At 70.5% G+C, this 15,233-nt stretch carries 13 protein-coding genes; 8 read left to right on the top strand and 5 right to left on the bottom strand.

Annotated features, from left to right (window positions below):
• Positions 1-29: 29 nt before the first annotated feature.
• Entirely contained in the window at positions 30-827 is a 798-nt protein-coding gene (locus tag C4T78_RS09025) for a sulfite exporter TauE/SafE family protein (protein WP_093358423.1), read from the bottom strand.
• Positions 828-920: 93 nt separating this feature from the next.
• On the opposite strand from C4T78_RS09025, the gene C4T78_RS09030 reads away from it, so the two are divergent.
• Complete coding sequence (locus tag C4T78_RS09030; RefSeq protein WP_093358425.1) at positions 921-1,685, top strand: AraC family transcriptional regulator; 765 nt, start codon at positions 921-923, stop codon at positions 1,683-1,685.
• 22 nt (positions 1,686-1,707) lie between these two features.
• Here C4T78_RS09030 and C4T78_RS09035 read toward each other — a convergent pair whose 3' ends face one another.
• Entirely contained in the window at positions 1,708-2,040 is a 333-nt protein-coding gene (locus tag C4T78_RS09035) for a putative quinol monooxygenase (RefSeq protein ID WP_093358427.1), read from the bottom strand.
• Between the two features lie 131 nt (positions 2,041-2,171).
• The gene (locus C4T78_RS09040) at positions 2,172-2,420 is read right to left on the bottom strand and encodes an SH3 domain-containing protein (RefSeq protein WP_093358429.1); all 249 of its coding nucleotides are present in this window, start codon (positions 2,418-2,420) and stop codon (positions 2,172-2,174) included.
• Positions 2,421-2,605: 185 nt separating this feature from the next.
• Between C4T78_RS09040 and C4T78_RS09045 the strand changes: the two genes are divergently transcribed.
• On the top strand, positions 2,606-3,631 hold the full coding sequence (locus tag C4T78_RS09045) for a LysR family transcriptional regulator (protein WP_093358431.1): 1,026 nt from the start codon (positions 2,606-2,608) through the stop codon (positions 3,629-3,631).
• On the opposite strand, the gene dnaE is transcribed toward C4T78_RS09045, so the two are convergent.
• Positions 3,588-7,154, bottom strand: a complete 3,567-nt coding sequence (dnaE, locus tag C4T78_RS09050) for a DNA polymerase III subunit alpha (RefSeq protein ID WP_093358504.1) — start codon at positions 7,152-7,154, stop codon at positions 3,588-3,590. The genes C4T78_RS09045 and dnaE overlap by 44 nt on opposite strands.
• 174 nt (positions 7,155-7,328) lie before the next feature.
• Here dnaE and C4T78_RS09055 point away from each other — a divergent pair, with 174 nt between their 5' ends.
• From C4T78_RS09055 to C4T78_RS09080, 6 genes are all read left to right on the top strand, one after another.
• A complete protein-coding gene (locus tag C4T78_RS09055; RefSeq protein WP_093358433.1) occupies positions 7,329-7,877 on the top strand; it encodes a GNAT family N-acetyltransferase in 549 nt (182 codons plus the stop codon).
• Between the two features lie 411 nt (positions 7,878-8,288).
• A complete protein-coding gene (locus tag C4T78_RS09060; RefSeq protein WP_258958336.1) occupies positions 8,289-9,683 on the top strand; it encodes a family 2B encapsulin nanocompartment shell protein in 1,395 nt (464 codons plus the stop codon).
• Positions 9,683-10,747: a family 2 encapsulin nanocompartment cargo protein terpene cyclase gene (locus C4T78_RS09065; RefSeq protein WP_093358435.1), complete on the top strand. Its 1,065-nt coding sequence runs from the start codon at positions 9,683-9,685 to the stop codon at positions 10,745-10,747. Before C4T78_RS09060 ends, C4T78_RS09065 begins: the two co-directional genes overlap by 1 nt.
• Before the next feature lie 13 nt (positions 10,748-10,760).
• Positions 10,761-11,618, top strand: a complete 858-nt coding sequence (locus C4T78_RS09070) for a geranyl diphosphate 2-C-methyltransferase (RefSeq protein WP_093358437.1) — start codon at positions 10,761-10,763, stop codon at positions 11,616-11,618.
• Between the two features lie 80 nt (positions 11,619-11,698).
• Positions 11,699-12,754 (top strand): polyprenyl synthetase family protein, encoded by a 1,056-nt coding sequence (locus C4T78_RS09075; RefSeq protein ID WP_177247834.1) that lies wholly within the window; start codon positions 11,699-11,701, stop codon positions 12,752-12,754.
• Positions 12,751-13,686, top strand: a complete 936-nt coding sequence (locus tag C4T78_RS09080; RefSeq protein WP_093358441.1) for a 4-hydroxy-3-methylbut-2-enyl diphosphate reductase — start codon at positions 12,751-12,753, stop codon at positions 13,684-13,686. The genes C4T78_RS09075 and C4T78_RS09080 overlap by 4 nt, the downstream gene beginning before the upstream one ends.
• A 51-nt stretch (positions 13,687-13,737) precedes the next feature.
• Here C4T78_RS09080 and C4T78_RS09085 read toward each other — a convergent pair whose 3' ends face one another.
• Positions 13,738-15,015 carry a COG1470 family protein gene (locus tag C4T78_RS09085; RefSeq protein ID WP_093358443.1) on the bottom strand — a complete coding sequence of 426 codons (1,278 nt, stop codon included), beginning with the start codon at positions 15,013-15,015 and terminating at the stop codon, positions 13,738-13,740.
• Between the last annotated feature and the right edge of the window lie 218 nt (positions 15,016-15,233).

The following is a 15,233-nucleotide window of genomic DNA, read 5'->3' on the forward strand; positions in this document are numbered from 1 at the left end:
GGAGCAACCGCCGGGCCGGTCCCGGATTCCTAGGCGAAAGCGGTCACGACCATCGCGATCAGCACGATCACCAGCAGCACCAGGTAGGCGATCGCGTGCACCCGGTCGGGGATCTTGCCGACGAGCCGCTTCACCACCGCGATGGTCGGCATCGAACCGCAGAGCAGGGCGACCGCGACGACGACGTTGACGTGGCCGAGCTGCCCCGGGTAGGCGGTGGCCGGTGTCGCCAGGGCGTACACCGCGGTGCCTGCGACCGCGACGGGAACGCTGAGCGGGTTGGCCATCGCGGCGGCATCGGCCATCGGCAGCCCACGGCGCCGGAGCAGCGGCACGGTCAGGACGCTGCCGCCGACGCCGAGGAAGCTGGCGACCGCGCCGATGCCGACCCCGCCCGCCGTCGAAGCGGCCTTGCCCAGCGGCCTGCCCCGCCCGCCGTTGTCGAGGAATCCCCTGCGGAGCAGGCTGTCGGCGATCGTGATCGCCAGGTAGCCGATGAACAGCAGGCGCAGCAGGGCGTCCGGGGCCCAGGTCGCGGCGACCGCGCCGAGCACCGCGCCGAGCGCGATGAACTCGGCCAGCGGGTGGAGGTGCTCCTTGCGCAGGCGGCCGGACCTGGCCTGCGCGAGGGTCGCCGTGGAGGCGTTGACGATCATCACCGCGGTGGAGGTGGCCACCGCGGTGTGCATGGCATCGGCGCCCGTGGTGGCGGCGACGACCGCGAACACCACCGGCACGATGATGAAACCGCCGCCGAATCCGAACAGGACGGTGGTCACGCCGGTCAGGCAGCCGAAGCCGAGCAGCACGAGGAAGGAGACGAGCACCCGGCCACGGTAGGACCGGCCATCGCTGGCGCACAATCGATGCCGCGCCACGAACGTTCGAGTTCACGCCACCGGTTCGGTTAGGGTGGCCCGGTGCGCAACGTGCCGTTGGACGAGGTGGACGGGATCGACCGCGCGGTGCTGGCGATCGGCACCGACTACCCGCCCGGGCACCTGCTGGCCTACCACCGGCACCGCCGCGCGCAGCTGCTCTACGGCGCGATCGGGATCATGCAGGTCGAGACGGCCGACGGGAGCTGGACGGTGCCGCCGCGGCGCGCGGTGCTGATCCCGCCCGGCACCGATCACCAGGTGCTGATGGACGGTGTCACCACCCGCAGCCTCTACCTGGAACCCGCGGCGGTGCCGTGGTTCCCGGTGCGCTGCCGGGTCGTGGAGGTCTCACCGCTGTTGCGCGAGCTGCTGCTCGCGGCGGTGGACGTCCCGCCGGAGTACGACCGGCACGGCCGCGACGGCGCGCTCGTCGAGTTGATCCTGCACGAGATCCGCAACCTCGCGCCGCTGCCGTTCGACCTGCCGCTGCCCGCCCGGGCCGACCTCCGGCAGCTGTGCGAGGCGTTCCAGTCGGCGCCCAGCATCCGCGAGGCTCCCGCGGAGTGGGCCGCCCGGCTGGGCGTGAGCACCCGCACCTTCAACCGGTCGTTCCTCGCCGGGACGGGGCTGAGCTTCCAGCAGTGGCGGCAGCGGGCCTGCGTCCTGCACGCGATCCGCCTGCTCTCGGCCGGGCGAACGGTCACCGGGGTGGCGGCGGAACTCGCCTACGACACCCCGGCCGCGTTCTCCACCATGTTCCGCAAGCAGACAGGAACGGCACCGAGCTCGTTCCAGCCCCGCTGACCGCCACTGTGGACGGACGGGCTCAGCTGCCCGCCGGCACCGCCATCTCGCCCAGCTCCGACCAGTCGTCCTGGTCGAGCGTGGTGTTGATGACGCGCGGGGTCTCCACCAGGTGCGGCGGCAGCTCCCGCTGCGCGGTCTGGAAGTGCGCCGAGTTGACGTGCGCGGCACCGGCCTCGCCGTCCCGGAAGGCCTCCACCAGCACGTACTCCGCCGGGTCCTCGACGCTGCGGGACCAGTCGAACCACAGGCACCCGGGCTCGGCGCGGGTGGCCTCGGTGAACGAACGGGCGATCTCGGGCCACCGGTCCGCGTGCTCGGGCTTGACGCGGAACTTCGCGGTGATGAAGATCATCGGTTTCCTCCTCCTGCTACCGGCTCTCCGGCCCGTTCTACCCCGCGCCCGGGACCCCCGCTCGCGGGCGGGGTGGAACTTGCGATCCGGATCACGCGGCGCGGATCACCGTCCACAGGAGACCGACCGGGTCAGACCCGTTCCAGGCAGGCGGTGATGACGTAGCGGCGCTGGCCGAAGTGGTCGACCGGGTACCACTGGTCGCCCGGTTGGCTGCCGCACTGCGGTCCGTAAGCGCCGCCCGTGACGGGCAGCGAGGTGACGAGGACCCGGTCGTCGGTCTGCAGCTGGCCGACCGAGGTGGCTCCCGGGTCGGGACGGGTCCGGATGTTGACGCCGTCGCCGTAAGCCCGGTACCAGGCCGGAAAACCATCCGCCATCGCGAATTCCTCCCCAGGTGGACTGCCGATGCGGCGCCAGTCTCCGGCGGGGGCGCCCCGGCCGTGCCCGGTTCGCGCCCCCATCACCCGCACGGAGCAGTCCGACGTCAGACCCGCCACGTGAGTACTGTTGCTCAGTCGGAAGCGGTGCCTCGTCGGCGGCCGGCAGTCACGGAAGGGGCAGGATGGAACTCGACCTCGGTGCGGTCCGGGCCTTCGTCACCGTGGCCGACGAGCAGCACTTCGGTGCGGCAGCGGACCAGCTGAACCTCACGCAACAGGCGGTCTCCAGGCGGATCGCGAAGCTGGAAGCCGCTCTGAGCACGACGTTGTTGCACCGCACCCAGACCGGGGCCAGGCTCAACGAGAGCGGTGCCGCTCTCCTCCCCCACGCCCGGGCGCTCCTGGTGCTGGCCGATCAGGCGGTGGATTCGGTCCGGATCCGCAACCGCCCGCTGCGGGTGGACGTGAACGACACCCGCCTCCCCGCGACCGAACTGGTCAGGGAGTTCCACGACAGCAATGCCGACGTGGAGATCGACATCATCACCTCCAACGGGCTCCGGAGCGGGCGGACCGCGCTGACCAGCGGTTCGATCGACGCCACCGTCGCGCGGGTGATGGGCACTCTCGATCCGGTCATCAAGCACCGTCCCGCCTACCTCGGTCCTCTCCACGTCCTCGTCGGCCGTACGCATCCCCTCGCCGACCGGCGCCAGGTGCGGTTGACGCACCTGCGGGACTCGATCGCCTGGATGCCGACCAACGAACCCGGCAGCGAATGGGCCGACTTCTACGACTGCCTCGCCCGCGAATTCGGGCTCACCATCGACACTTCGGGCCCGAACTTCGGCCTCGACCACATGCTGGACCACCTCGCCGCATCACCGGACCGCTTCACCTTCGGCGGCGAACTGCTGCGGGTCCCGTGGCACCCGCAGATCGTCCAGATCCCCATCGTCGATCCGACACCCGTCTACCCGCACTCCCTGCTGTGGAAGCAGGGCAACCGGCACCCCGTGCTGCCCCGGCTGATCGACCACGTCACCTCCCGCCTCCGGCCGTTCGACCCCGAACGCCAGTGGATGCCACCGGCGGACATCCGCGCGCTCGACCTCGCGGCGGCAGCCGACGAGCACCCTGCCCCGGATTCGTCCGGGGAGAGCCTCACGAACCGCTGGAGAGGACGCGCGTTCCGCGGAGGCCTTTGAGTTCCCCGAACAGGGCCGGGCTGGGCTCGACCGGGTACCGGTCCACCGCCAGCCGGGTGCGCCGCTGCCCGTGCCGGATCACGACGCGCACCGGTGTGCTCCCCCGGTGCGCCCGCAGCGTTGCCCGCAGCTCGTGGACGTAGTCCAGGTCGACGTGGCGGGCCTCCACCTCCACCGTCAGCGGGTTGGTGCCGGGGTCGGTCTCGGCCGCCGAGATGTCGACGGGCACGGCGTCGGAGGCGAAGACGCTGATGGTGCCCTCGCGTTCGTTGACGCGGCCCTTGACGGCGATCGCGGTGTCCTCGACCAGGCAGTCGGCGAACATCTCGTAGGTCTTCGGGAAGAACAGCACCTCGACACCGGCGTCGAGGTCCTCGAGCGTGACGATGGCCCACGGGTGGCCGTTCTTGTTGATGCGGCGCTGGATGCCGGAGATCATCCCGGCGATCCTGATCTGCTCCTTGCCGCCGAGCTCCCGCAGGCCGGCGATGCCGGTGTCCTGGTGGGGCGCCAGCAGCCGCTCTGCCCCGTCGAGCGGGTGCGCGGAGATGTACAGGCCCAGCATCTCCCGCTCGTAGGACAGCAGCTGCTTTCGCGGCCACTCCTCGGCGGTGAACGTCAGGTGCGCCAGCGGCGAGGACTCCGCGCCGCCCGCCGAGTCGTCGGCGCCGAACAGGTCGAACTGGCCCATCGCCTGCTGCCGCTTGAGCCCGGTGACGGCGTCGACGGCGCTCTCGTGGTGCTGGGCCAGCGACATGCGGGTGTGCCCGAGTGAGTCGAACGCACCGGCCTTGATCAGCGATTCGACGACGCGCTTGTTGCAGGCCGGGATCTCGGACTTGTCCAGGAAGTCGGTGAAGGAGGCGTAGCGGCCCTTCTCCTGCCGGGACCTGATGATCGAGGCCACCACGTTCGATCCGACGTTGCGGATCGCGCTCAGCCCGAAGCGGATGTCGGAGCCGACCGCGGCGAAGGTGTCCGCGGAGTCGTTGACGTCCGGGGACAGCACCTTCACGCCCATCCGCCGGCACTCGGCCAGGTAGACGGCCATCTTGTCCTTGTTGTCCCCGTTGGAGGTCAGCAGGCCCGCCATGTACTCGGCCGGGTAGTTCGCCTTCAGGTACGCCGTCCAGTACGCGACCAGGGCGTAACCCGCCGCGTGCGACTTGTTGTAGGCATATCCGGCGAAGGGCAGGATGGTCGCCCACAGGGTGCTGATCGCCTCGTCGGAGTAGCCCTGGGCGAGCATCCCCTCCCGGAAGCCCTCGAACTCCTGGTCCAGCACGGACTTCTTCTTCTTGCCCATCGCGCGGCGCAGGATGTCGGCCCGGCCGAGGCTGTAGCCGGCGACCTTCTGCGCGATGGCCATGATCTGCTCCTGGTAGACGATCAGGCCGTAGGTCTCGGCGAGGATCTCCTCGAGCGGTTCACCGAGCTCGGGGTGGATCGGCTCGATCGGTTTGCGGCCGTTCTTGCGGTCGGCGTAGTCGTTGTGCGCGTTGACCTCCATCGGGCCCGGCCGGTACAGCGCGTTCGCCGCCACCACGTCCGGGAACGCGGTGGGCTGCATGCGCTTGAGCAGTTCGCGCATGCCACCGCCTTCGAACTGGAACACTCCGAGGCTCTCGCCGCGGGCGAGCAGCTGGTAGGTGGCCTCGTCGTCGAGCGCCAGGCTGGACAGGTCGATGTCGACCGAGTGGTTGTCCTTCACCATGCGCAGCGCGTCACCGAGGATGGTGAGGTTGGACAGGCCCAGGAAGTCCATTTTCAGCAGGCCGATGGCCTCGCACGAGGGGTAGTCCCAGCCGGTGATGATCGACCCGTCGTCGCGCGCCCACAGCGGCACCGTGCCCAGCAGCGGCTGCGAGGAGAGGATCACCGCGCAGGCGTGCACACCGGCGTTGCGGATCAGGCCCTCCAGCCCGCGCGCGGTGTCGAAGATCTGCGACACCGACGGATCGGTCTCGATCAGGCCGCGGACCTCCGCCGCCTCGGGATAGCGCTCGTGCTGCGGGTCCACGATCCCCGACAGCGGGATGTCCTTGGCGGCGATCGGCGGCGGCAGCGCCTTGGAGATCCGGTCGGCGATCGCGAAGCCCGGCTGGCCGTGGTGCACCCGCGCGGCGTCCTTGATCGCCGCCTTCGTCTTGATCTTGCCGAAGGTGATGACCTGGGCGACCTTGTCCCGCCCGTACTTGTCGATCGCGTACTGCAGCACCTCGTCGCGGCGCCGGTCGTCGAAGTCGAGGTCGATGTCCGGCGGCGAGTCGCGCTCCGGGTTCAGGAACCGCTCGAAGATCAGCCCGTGCTCCAGCGGGTCCAGGTTCGTGATGTGCAGGATGTAGGCCAGCAGCGATCCCGCGGCCGATCCTCGGCCCGGCCCGACGTGGATGCCCTGCGACTTCGCCCAGCGCGTCAGGTCGCCGACCACCAGGAAGTACGCGCAGTAGCCCTTGGCGTCCAGCACGTCGAGCTCGACCTGGATCCGCTCGCGGCACTGCGCGGTCGGCCCGTCCGGGTAGCGCGACGGCAGGTACTGCTCGACCTCGGCGGCCAGCAGCTCGCGCTCGGTCCGGCCGCTGCCGTCGGTCACGCGCGGCATCCGGTCCTGGAAGGCCCACACGTCCTCGTAGGACTCCACCATCTCCGCGATCAGCAGCGTGTTGTCCGCCGCTCCCGGGACCTCGGAGTCCCAGTACGCCCGCATCTCCTCGGCGGACTTCAGGTAGTAGCCGTCGCCGTCGAACTTGAACCGCGACGCGTCGCCGAGCGTCTTGCCCGACTGCACGCACAGCAGCGCGCCGTGCGCATCCGCCTGGTCCACCGTCACGTAGTGGCTGTCGTTGGTCGCCAGCGGCGGGATGCCCAGCTTCCCGGAGATCTCCAGCAGCCCCTGCCGCACCGACCGCTCGATCGGCAGCCCGTGGTCCATCAGCTCCAGGAAGAAGTGCTCCCTGCCGAAGATCTCCTGGTACTCCGCCGCCGCCCGCAGCGCCTCGTCGAACTGCCGCAGCCGCAGCCGCGTCTGCACCTCACCCGATGGGCAGCCCGTCGTGGCGATGACGCCCTCGGAGAACTCCGCGATCAGCTCCTTGTCCATCCGCGGCTTGCGGTACATCCCCTCGAAGCTCGCCCGGCTCGACAGCGTGAACAGGTTCCGCAGCCCGGTGGCGTTGCGCGCCAGCATCGTCATGTGCGTGTAGGCGCCCGCGCCCGAGACGTCGCCGCCGGAGCCGAACTCGTCGGTGCCGCGCTGCTTCGCCTCGCCCCAGAACACCGGCTTCTTGTGGAACCGGCTGCCCGGCGCCAGGTACGCCTCGATCCCGATGACCGGCTTGATGCCCGTCTTGCGCGCCTGCTGGTAGAACTCGTCCGCGCCGAACATGTTGCCGTGGTCGGTCATCCCCACCGCGGGCATCCCGAGCCGCTGGGCCTCGGCGAACAGCGCTCCCACCTTCGCAGCGCCGTCGAGCATCGAGTACTCGGTGTGCACGTGCAGGTGGACGAAGGGATCCATGTTGATTCTCCCGGGGTTCGAGCGATCGCCTGAGCGGCGACATTCGAACCGGGCCCGGGCGCGGTCGTCCAACAAGCGGCGCGCCCGGATCGACAACGATCAGTTGTCGCCGGAGGCCCGGGCCGTTCCGGCACCCGCAGGTGGCGTCGGTCCGGCGGGTGGGCGAGGATCGGGATCGTCATGAGCGAGAGCGATGTCGAACTGGTCCCGATGGGGTTGCCGCACCTGGCCGGGGTGCTCGAACTGGGCAACCGGGTCTTCGACGTGTCGGAGATGCCCTACACCTCGTGGTCGTTGTCCAGCGCGGCCGTCCACCTGGACGCCCAGCCGGATGCGTGCTGGGTCGCCGAGGCAGGCGGGCGGGTGGCCGGGTTCGTGCTCGGGTCGCTGTCCTACGACGAGCGGGCCGACTGGGGTTACGTGGAGTGGCTCGCCGTGGATCCCGAGCACCAGGGCAGGGGGCTCGCGAAGACGTTGCTGGAGGAGTCCTGCGCCGCGCTGTTCGCCGCCGGCGCGACGCGGGTGATCACCGACGTCGAGCAGACCAACACCGCGTCGGCCCAGCTCATGCAGCGGTGCGGCTTCAACGACAGCGTGACCGTGACGCTGTTCGTCCGCCACGCGCCCGCCGACAGCGGCGCCGCCCGGCAGGCCCGGGTGCGGACGCACGCCACCGACCCGGCCAAGGCCCGGCTGCACGCGGCGGCCCGCAAGTCCGAACGCGACTAGCGCGGCGTCGTTCCGCTGTGGACAGCGGATGGCGCAAGGACCCGAATCACACCTCTCGCCTTTCCGGAAACAATTGCGGAAATCGTGAATCAATCCCCCTGACTCCGAAATGGCTCTTGCGATCATTCGGCGATACGGGTGATGTTCACCGGCACGGGGGTCACCCTTTCATCTGTATCTAGGGAAAAACCCCGCCCATAGACTCGGGCATCGATCAAGTCCGCAGCCAGCTCGCCGAACGAGCGAGAACATCACGACGCGCAATGCGCCGGCACCACCGCCGATCGATCTTCCCACCGGCCGGGGCGCGTTCGATTCCCGCGAAAGGAAGAGCCGGTTCGCCGTGCCCGCAGCACGGTGCTGGAAGTCCGCCAACGCATCGAGCAAGAACACCAACGGGAGGTTCGTGACGTGTCCTCACCCGCTGCCGAACAGTTCTCTTCCCTGCAGACCCGCGCGGCGCGGCTGCTCGCGACCACGACGAAGACACCGCCGCAGATGCAGTCCATCAGCTCCCGGAACCTGCTCCGGAAGCTGCCGTGGCTGACCGTCTCCAGCGGCACCTACCGGGTGAACCGGCGGCTGCAGATCAAGGTCGGGCGCGGACGGGTGTCGTTCGTCCAGGAGGGCACCGACGTCCGCATCGTCCCGGAGACCCTCACCGAGCTCGCCGCGCTGCGCGGCTACACCGATGTGGACGTCCTGACCAGACTGGCGGGGATGTTCACCGTCCGGCAGGTGACGCCGGGCGAGGTGCTCGCCGCGGAGGGCAGCCCGATCCGGGAGGTCTTCGTCGTCGCGCACGGCCGGGTGGAGCGGCTGGCGACCGGCGAGTACGGCACCGTCGACCACCTCGGCGTGATCACCGACGGCGACCAGGTCGGTGACGAGGCGGTCGGCGTGGAGGACCCGACGTGGTCGGCGACGCTGCGCTGCGCCACCTCCGGCACGATCATGGTGCTGAACTGGGACGCCCTGGGCGGGCTGCTCGAGACCGAAGAGGGGCTGCGCGCACACCTGGACGACTTCGCGCGGCGCCGCGCGCTACCGCAGAACCGGCGCGGCGAGGCCGAGATCGCGCTGTCCGCCGGGCACCTCGGCGAGGCGCTGCTGCCCGGCTCGTTCGTCGACTACGAGCTGGGGCCCCGGGAGTACGAGCTGTCGCTGACGCAGACGGTGCTGCAGGTGCACACCCGCGTCGCCGACCTCTACAACGACCCGATGAACCAGGTCGAGGAGCAGCTGCGGCTCACCGTCGAGGAGATCCGCGAGACCCAAGAGCACGAGCTGCTGCACAACCCGGACTTCGGCCTGCTGCACAACACCTCCTACGACCAGCGGATCTCCACCCGGACCGGCCCGCCGACGCCCGACGACCTGGACGACCTGCTGTCCATGCGGCGTTCCACGGACGCGTTCTTCGCGCACCCGAAGGCGATCACCGCGTTCCTGCGGGAGTGCAACCGGCGGGGCCTGGCGGTGGACGCCGCGGTGCAGGACGACGGGTCGAAAGCGCTGTCCTGGCGCGGTGTTCCGGTCTACCCGCTGGGCAAGATCGGCCTCACCGACCACAACACCACCTCGATCATCGCGATGCGCCGAGGCGAGGAGAAGCAGGGCGTCGTCGGGCTCCAGCCCGCCGAGCTGCCCGACCAGGTGCAGCCCGGGCTGAACGTGCGGTTCATGGGCATCACCGATCAGGCCATCCTGCGCTACCTGGTGTCGGCCTACTACAGCGTCGCGCCGCTGGTGCCGGACGCGGTCGGGTTGCTGGAGCACGTCGAGATCGGCCGGACGGACTCCTGATGATCGAGCTCATCGCGCACGAAACACCGGTCCCCGTGCAACAACCGCACACCGGTGGTGTGCAGGGGACCAGCGCGTGCACCGCTCCGGGAACGCAGCGGCGGACCACCGTGCTGCACTGCCCGCCCGCTCCGCCGGAGCGGCCCGAGGCCGCGGCCGAGATCAACAGCCGCGTCGTGGAGTGGATGACGGGGCTCGGGCTGGGCAGCGCGGCGAACGTCGAGGGCGTCTACAAGCACGACCCGGGGCGCGGGATCACGTTGTGCCACCCGGGAAGCCAGGACGTCGACCGGATGACCGCGGCGGGCAAGATGATCGTCGCCGAGACCGCGGTGGACGACTACTTCTGCGAGACCAACAGCCAGCGCGACTCCAACGACCAGACGATCGGGCCGAACCTGTCGCTGGCGCAGTCGGCGATCGACGCACCGTGCCTGACTCCCGGGTACCAGGCGCTGTGGGAGGAGCAGCGCACCAGCCACCCGGTGCTGCGCGCCCAGCACGAGGCCTTCGAGGACCTCAAGCGGATCAGCAGCCCGGCGCAGGCGCAGCGCACGCGGCACGACATCGCCCAGCTCTACCTCGGCTACAACGCCGAGAACGGGTGGCGACTGATCAACCGGCTGCCACCGGCGTGGCAGTACCTCGCCAACCGGCAGATGAACTCCTTCCGCCCGTGCCTGGACCTCACAGACGTGCTCGACGGCTACGAGCTGCCCGATGCGCTGCACGCCCACCCGCTGGTGCAGGACTGCACGGCGCGGGCGTCGCTGATCGCCACCCTGCACAACGACCTGGCCTCCTGCGAGCGGGAGATCCGCGAGCACGGCCTGCCGTTCAACCTGCCCGCCGTGATCGCCGCGGAGGAGCGCATCCCGCTCGACGAGGCGTTCATCAAGGCCTGCGAGGTGCACAACGAACTGATCCGCGCCTTCGAGGACGACACCGAGCGCACCACCGCCGCACTCCCCGATCCGGTGGTCGCCCGCTTCCTGACCGGGCTGTGGGCCTGGATCGCCGGAAGCCGCCACTGGCACTTCACCACCGCCCGACACTCCGCGTGAAAGGACCCGCTCGATGACCAACACGATCCAGCAGCACCCCACCACCGGCAGCGTCTACCAGGGCAGCGTCGCGGAGTACTGGAACAAGGAGGCCAACCCGGTCAACATCGAGCTCGGCGAGGTCGACGGCTACTTCCACCACCACTACGGCATCGGCGAGCCGGACTGGTCGGTGACCGAGGGCGAACCGGCCACCGCCCGCGAGCGCATCACCGCCGAGCTGCACCGGCTGGAGACCAAGCAGGCCGAACTGCTGCTCGGCCACCTCGGCGAGATCGAGCCGAAGCACCGGATCATGGACGCCGGCTGCGGTCGCGGCGGCAGCTCCTTCATGGCCCACGAGCGCTTCGGCTGCTGGGTGGACGGCGTCTCCATCTCCCGCAAGCAGGTGGACTTCGCCAACGAGCAGGCGCACCAGCGCGGCGTCTCGGACAAGGTGGCCTTCCACCAGCTCAACATGCTCGACACCGGCTTCGAGACCGGCAGCATGCGGGCGATCTGGAACAACGAGTCCACCATGTACACCGATCTCGCCGACCTGTTCGCCGAGCACTCGCGGCTGCTCTCGCGCGGCGGGCGCTACGTGACGATCACCGGTTGCTACAACGACGTCTACGGCCTGCCCTCGCGCGCGGTGTCGACCATCAACGCGCACTACATCTGCGACATCCACCCGCGCTCGGGCTACTTCCGCGCGATGGCCGCCAACCGGCTGGTGCCCACCGCGGTGGTGGACCTGACCGAGGCGACCCTGCCCTACTGGCGGCTGCGCGCCCGATCGCCGCTGGTGACGGGCATCGAGGAGGCGTTCATCGAGGCCTACACCAGCGGCGCCTTCCAGTACCTGCTCATCGCCGCGGACCGGGTCTGAACACGTGCTGCCCGGCGGCGCCGGAGGGTTCGCGCTCTCCGGCGCCGCGAGGACAAGGAGACTAAGGGGCAGGAATGGGCATGGTGGATCTGGACGAGATCCGCGCCGAGGTCGACTCCGCGCTCGCGGGGTTCTTCGACCGCGCGACGCTCGCCGGCGGGATCGAACCGCATTCCGACGACATGATCGAGGTGATCGAAGGTTTCGTGCTGTCCGGCGGCAAGCGCGTCCGCCCGGTCCTGTGCGCCCTGGGCTGGCTGGCCGCCGACCCGCAGCCGCGCTGCCGGGCACCGCTGATCGGGCTGGCCGCCGGGCTGGAGATGTTCCACGCCGCGATCCTGATCCACGACGACGTCATGGACCGCTCCGCCACGCGGCGCGGCAGGCCGACCGTGCACCGGGTGATGGCCGCGCTGCGCCCGGACCGCGGCGGCGAGGACGGCGAGTGGTACGGGACCTGCGCGGCGATCGTGCTCGGCGATCTCGCGCTGGCCTGGGCCGACAAGCTCACCTGCGAGCAGCTCAGCGCCGAGCAGCTGGGCCGGGTGCTGCCGCAGATCGCGCAGATGCGGCACGAGGTCACCATCGGCCAGTACCTGGACCTGCACTCGGCGGGCGCCCGGTCGGCGGACGCGGACCTGGCCGAGATGATCACCCGCTACAAGACCGCCTACTACACCGTGTACCGGCCGCTGTCGATCGGCGCGGCGGCGGGCAACGCCTCCCGCGAGGCGACGCGGGTGCTGCACCACTACGGCATGCCGGTGGGCAAGGCGTTCCAGCTGCGCGACGACCTGCTGGGCGTCTTCGGCGATCCGCTGCTCACCGGGAAGGCGGTGACCGACGATGCGAGGGAGGGAAAGCACACCGCGCTCATCGCCCACGCGCTGACCACCGCGAGCTCGCCGCAGGCGGTGAAACTCGGCCAGCTGTGGGGAAAACCGGACATCACCGAGTCCGAAGTGGACGTCGTGCGGGAGATCCTGACCGCCACCGGGACGGTCCGCGCCGTGGAGAACCTCATCACCGACCACCACCGCGCCGCGCTCGCCGCGCTGGAAACCCCGCACCTGCCCACCGAGGTGGCCGAGGCGCTGCGCACCATCGCCGACCAAGCAGTGGAGCGTGACCGATGACCAAGCGGGTGCTGCTGGCCTCGTCGCGCGGGACGTGCGCAGGCGTGGACCGGGCCATCGAGACGGTCGAGAACGCCCTCGCGCGCTGGGGGCCGCCGGTGTACGTGCGGCACCAGATCGTGCACAACACGCACGTCATCGCCGCGCTCGAAGCCCGAGGCGCGATCTTCGTCGAGGATGTCGCCGAGGTGCCGGAGGGTGCGCGCGTCATCTTCTCCGCGCACGGCGTGTCCCCCGTCGTGCGGACGGCGGCGTCCAGCCGGCGGCTGGAGGTGGTCGACGCGACGTGCCCGCTGGTGAGCAAGGTGCACAAGGAGGCGGTGCGGTTCGCCGGTGACGGCCGCACCGTCCTGCTGATCGGGCACGCCGGTCACGAGGAGATCGTCGGCATCATGGGCGAGGCGCCCGAGTCGATCCGGCTGGTGGAGTCCACCGGCGATGCGGCCTCGGTCGAGGTGCCCGACCCGGGCCGGGTGGTGTGGCTGTGCCAGACCACGCTCGCCATCGACGAGGCGATGGAGATCGTCGGCGTGCTCCGCGACCGCTTCCCGGCGCTGGCCGATCCGCCGTCGGACGACATCTGCTTCGCGACCCAGAACCGGCAGAACGCCATCAAGTCCGTCGCGCCGCGCTGCGACGTCGTGCTGGTGGTCGGTTCGCCGAACTCCTCCAACTCCCGGCGCCTGGTGGAGGTCGCCGCGGCGGCCGGGGCCGGGGCCGCGCACCTGGTGGACGGTGCCGGCGAGCTCGACCCCGCTTGGCTGGACGGCGCGGAGACGGTCGGCGTGACCTCCGGGGCGTCGGTGCCGGAAGTCCTGGTCACCCATCTCCTCGACCGCTTGGCGGGCCTGGGTTTCGACCAGGTCGAAACCCAGCAGGGCGTCGCCGAGCCCCAGCGGTTCAGCCTCCCGCTGCCGTTGCGCGCCGGCTGAGCTTCCAGGCGGCCCGGTGCCGGGACGCTACCCGGCACCGGGCCGGCCGGCTCAGCGGGGAGCGTCGCGGAGCACGCCGCTGACGTTGACCAGCTCCACGCAGCGGTCGGCCTGCCTGCCGGAGGGCGGGGTTCCCGGGCGGGAGCAGCGCACCGTCACGGTCACCACCTCTTCGCTGGAGACCTCCAGCGGTGTCACCCAGTGCAGGTCCTGGTTGCGGAAGGTCTCCAGGGCGATCGTGGTGATGGTGCGGTCGCCGAGCTCGATGGTGAGCAGGCCTTCGTCGCCCTGGTAGTTCGCCATCACCAGGTCGGTGACGTAGAAGATCTTGCCCTCCGGGACGCTTTCGGAGGTGCCGTTGTTGGTGCGGCCGGAACCGGTCCGCACCTCGACGGTCTGCGAGACCTGCTGGCCGCCCGCCGACTGGCCGCCCGGCGGCTGCCCGCCGGGTGTCTCGCCGGGCTGCTCGCCCGGCGGCACCTGCGGTTCCGGCTGTTCCGGGGGCGGTGGTGCGAGCAGCTTGCCCTCTCTCGCCAGCTCGATCGTCTTCTGCTCGGCCGCTTCCCGCGCCGCGGTCTCCACCGCCTTGCGCCCCAGGGTGAGCCAGAACAGCACCAGCGCCAGCAGCAGGGCGAGCAGCGCGAGCAGCCAGCGCGGCAGCAACGGCAGCTGGACCAGTTCCCCGTCCAGCTCCTCCGGCACCAGCGGCTGATCGCCGGTCGTCCCCGCGTCGACGGCGGCGGTGAGCTGGAACGGGCGGCTGACCGGTTTGCCGAACCAGAGCAAGCCGCTCGCCCGCGCCCGCAGGCGCAGCTCGGCGCGCTCCCCCGGCTCCAGCTCGGGGCGCTCCTCGTCGAAGGTGAAGCGCAGGTCCTCCGCCGGATCGGTCGCCACCAACGGCATCGCGACCGGTGTGTTGCCCTGGTTGTGCAGGTTCACCTGGAACCGGCCGCTGCGCCACGCGCGCCGGCGCTGCGGGCTGAGCGAGGCCCGGTATCGGTGGAACGGCGCGATGACGACGGTCGTCTCCGGAACCACCACCATCCCGGGCTGCTCCACCGGGACGACCCGGACCGCCAGCGGCACCTCACCGGCTCGCACGGAGGCCGACAGCGGCGGGCGCAGGACCAGGGTGACCGCGCCCTGCGCACCCGGGTAGAGCGGCAGCCGAGCGGGTTCCACCGTCACCCAGTCCGCGCACTCGCCCACGACCTCGAACTCGTAGGCCTCGACGATGTCGGTGTTGTTGCGCACCGAGAGAGTGGTGGTCGCCTCCCCGCCCGGGCTTACCTCCACCCGCGGGCTGTCGAGCTCGGCATATGGCGTCACAGCGCTGAACGTAGCCGTGTTCGCCCGCCGCGAGCAGAGCAGCGAGGGCAACGCGGGGGCAACGCTGCTGCCCCCGCGGAGATCAGCCGGTGCCCTTCGCGAATACCGTGAATTCCCGTTGCACGACAAGCACAATCCCCGCCCTTGTCGTTGATTTCACCGACGAACCACCCGATTTGCCCTGCGGTAGCGCGGAATGGAGCACCGCAGCGAGCGGC

It is taken from the genome of Saccharopolyspora kobensis (assembly GCF_900108315.1).
Taxonomy (GTDB): Bacteria; Actinomycetota; Actinomycetes; order Mycobacteriales; family Pseudonocardiaceae; genus Saccharopolyspora; species Saccharopolyspora kobensis.

Coding starts and splice junctions, on each gene's coding strand:
- C4T78_RS09035 (WP_093358427.1), bottom strand. CDS start 2,040: ATGATCTTCATCACCGCGAAGTTCCGCGTCAAGCCCGAGCACGCGGAC.
- C4T78_RS09040 (WP_093358429.1), bottom strand. CDS start 2,420: ATGGCGGATGGTTTTCCGGCCTGGTACCGGGCTTACGGCGACGGCGTC.
- C4T78_RS09045 (WP_093358431.1), top strand. CDS start 2,606: ATGGAACTCGACCTCGGTGCGGTCCGGGCCTTCGTCACCGTGGCCGAC.
- C4T78_RS09055 (WP_093358433.1), top strand. CDS start 7,329: ATGAGCGAGAGCGATGTCGAACTGGTCCCGATGGGGTTGCCGCACCTG.
- C4T78_RS09065 (WP_093358435.1), top strand. CDS start 9,683: ATGATCGAGCTCATCGCGCACGAAACACCGGTCCCCGTGCAACAACCG.
- C4T78_RS09070 (WP_093358437.1), top strand. CDS start 10,761: ATGACCAACACGATCCAGCAGCACCCCACCACCGGCAGCGTCTACCAG.
- C4T78_RS09075 (WP_177247834.1), top strand. CDS start 11,699: ATGGTGGATCTGGACGAGATCCGCGCCGAGGTCGACTCCGCGCTCGCG.
- C4T78_RS09080 (WP_093358441.1), top strand. CDS start 12,751: ATGACCAAGCGGGTGCTGCTGGCCTCGTCGCGCGGGACGTGCGCAGGC.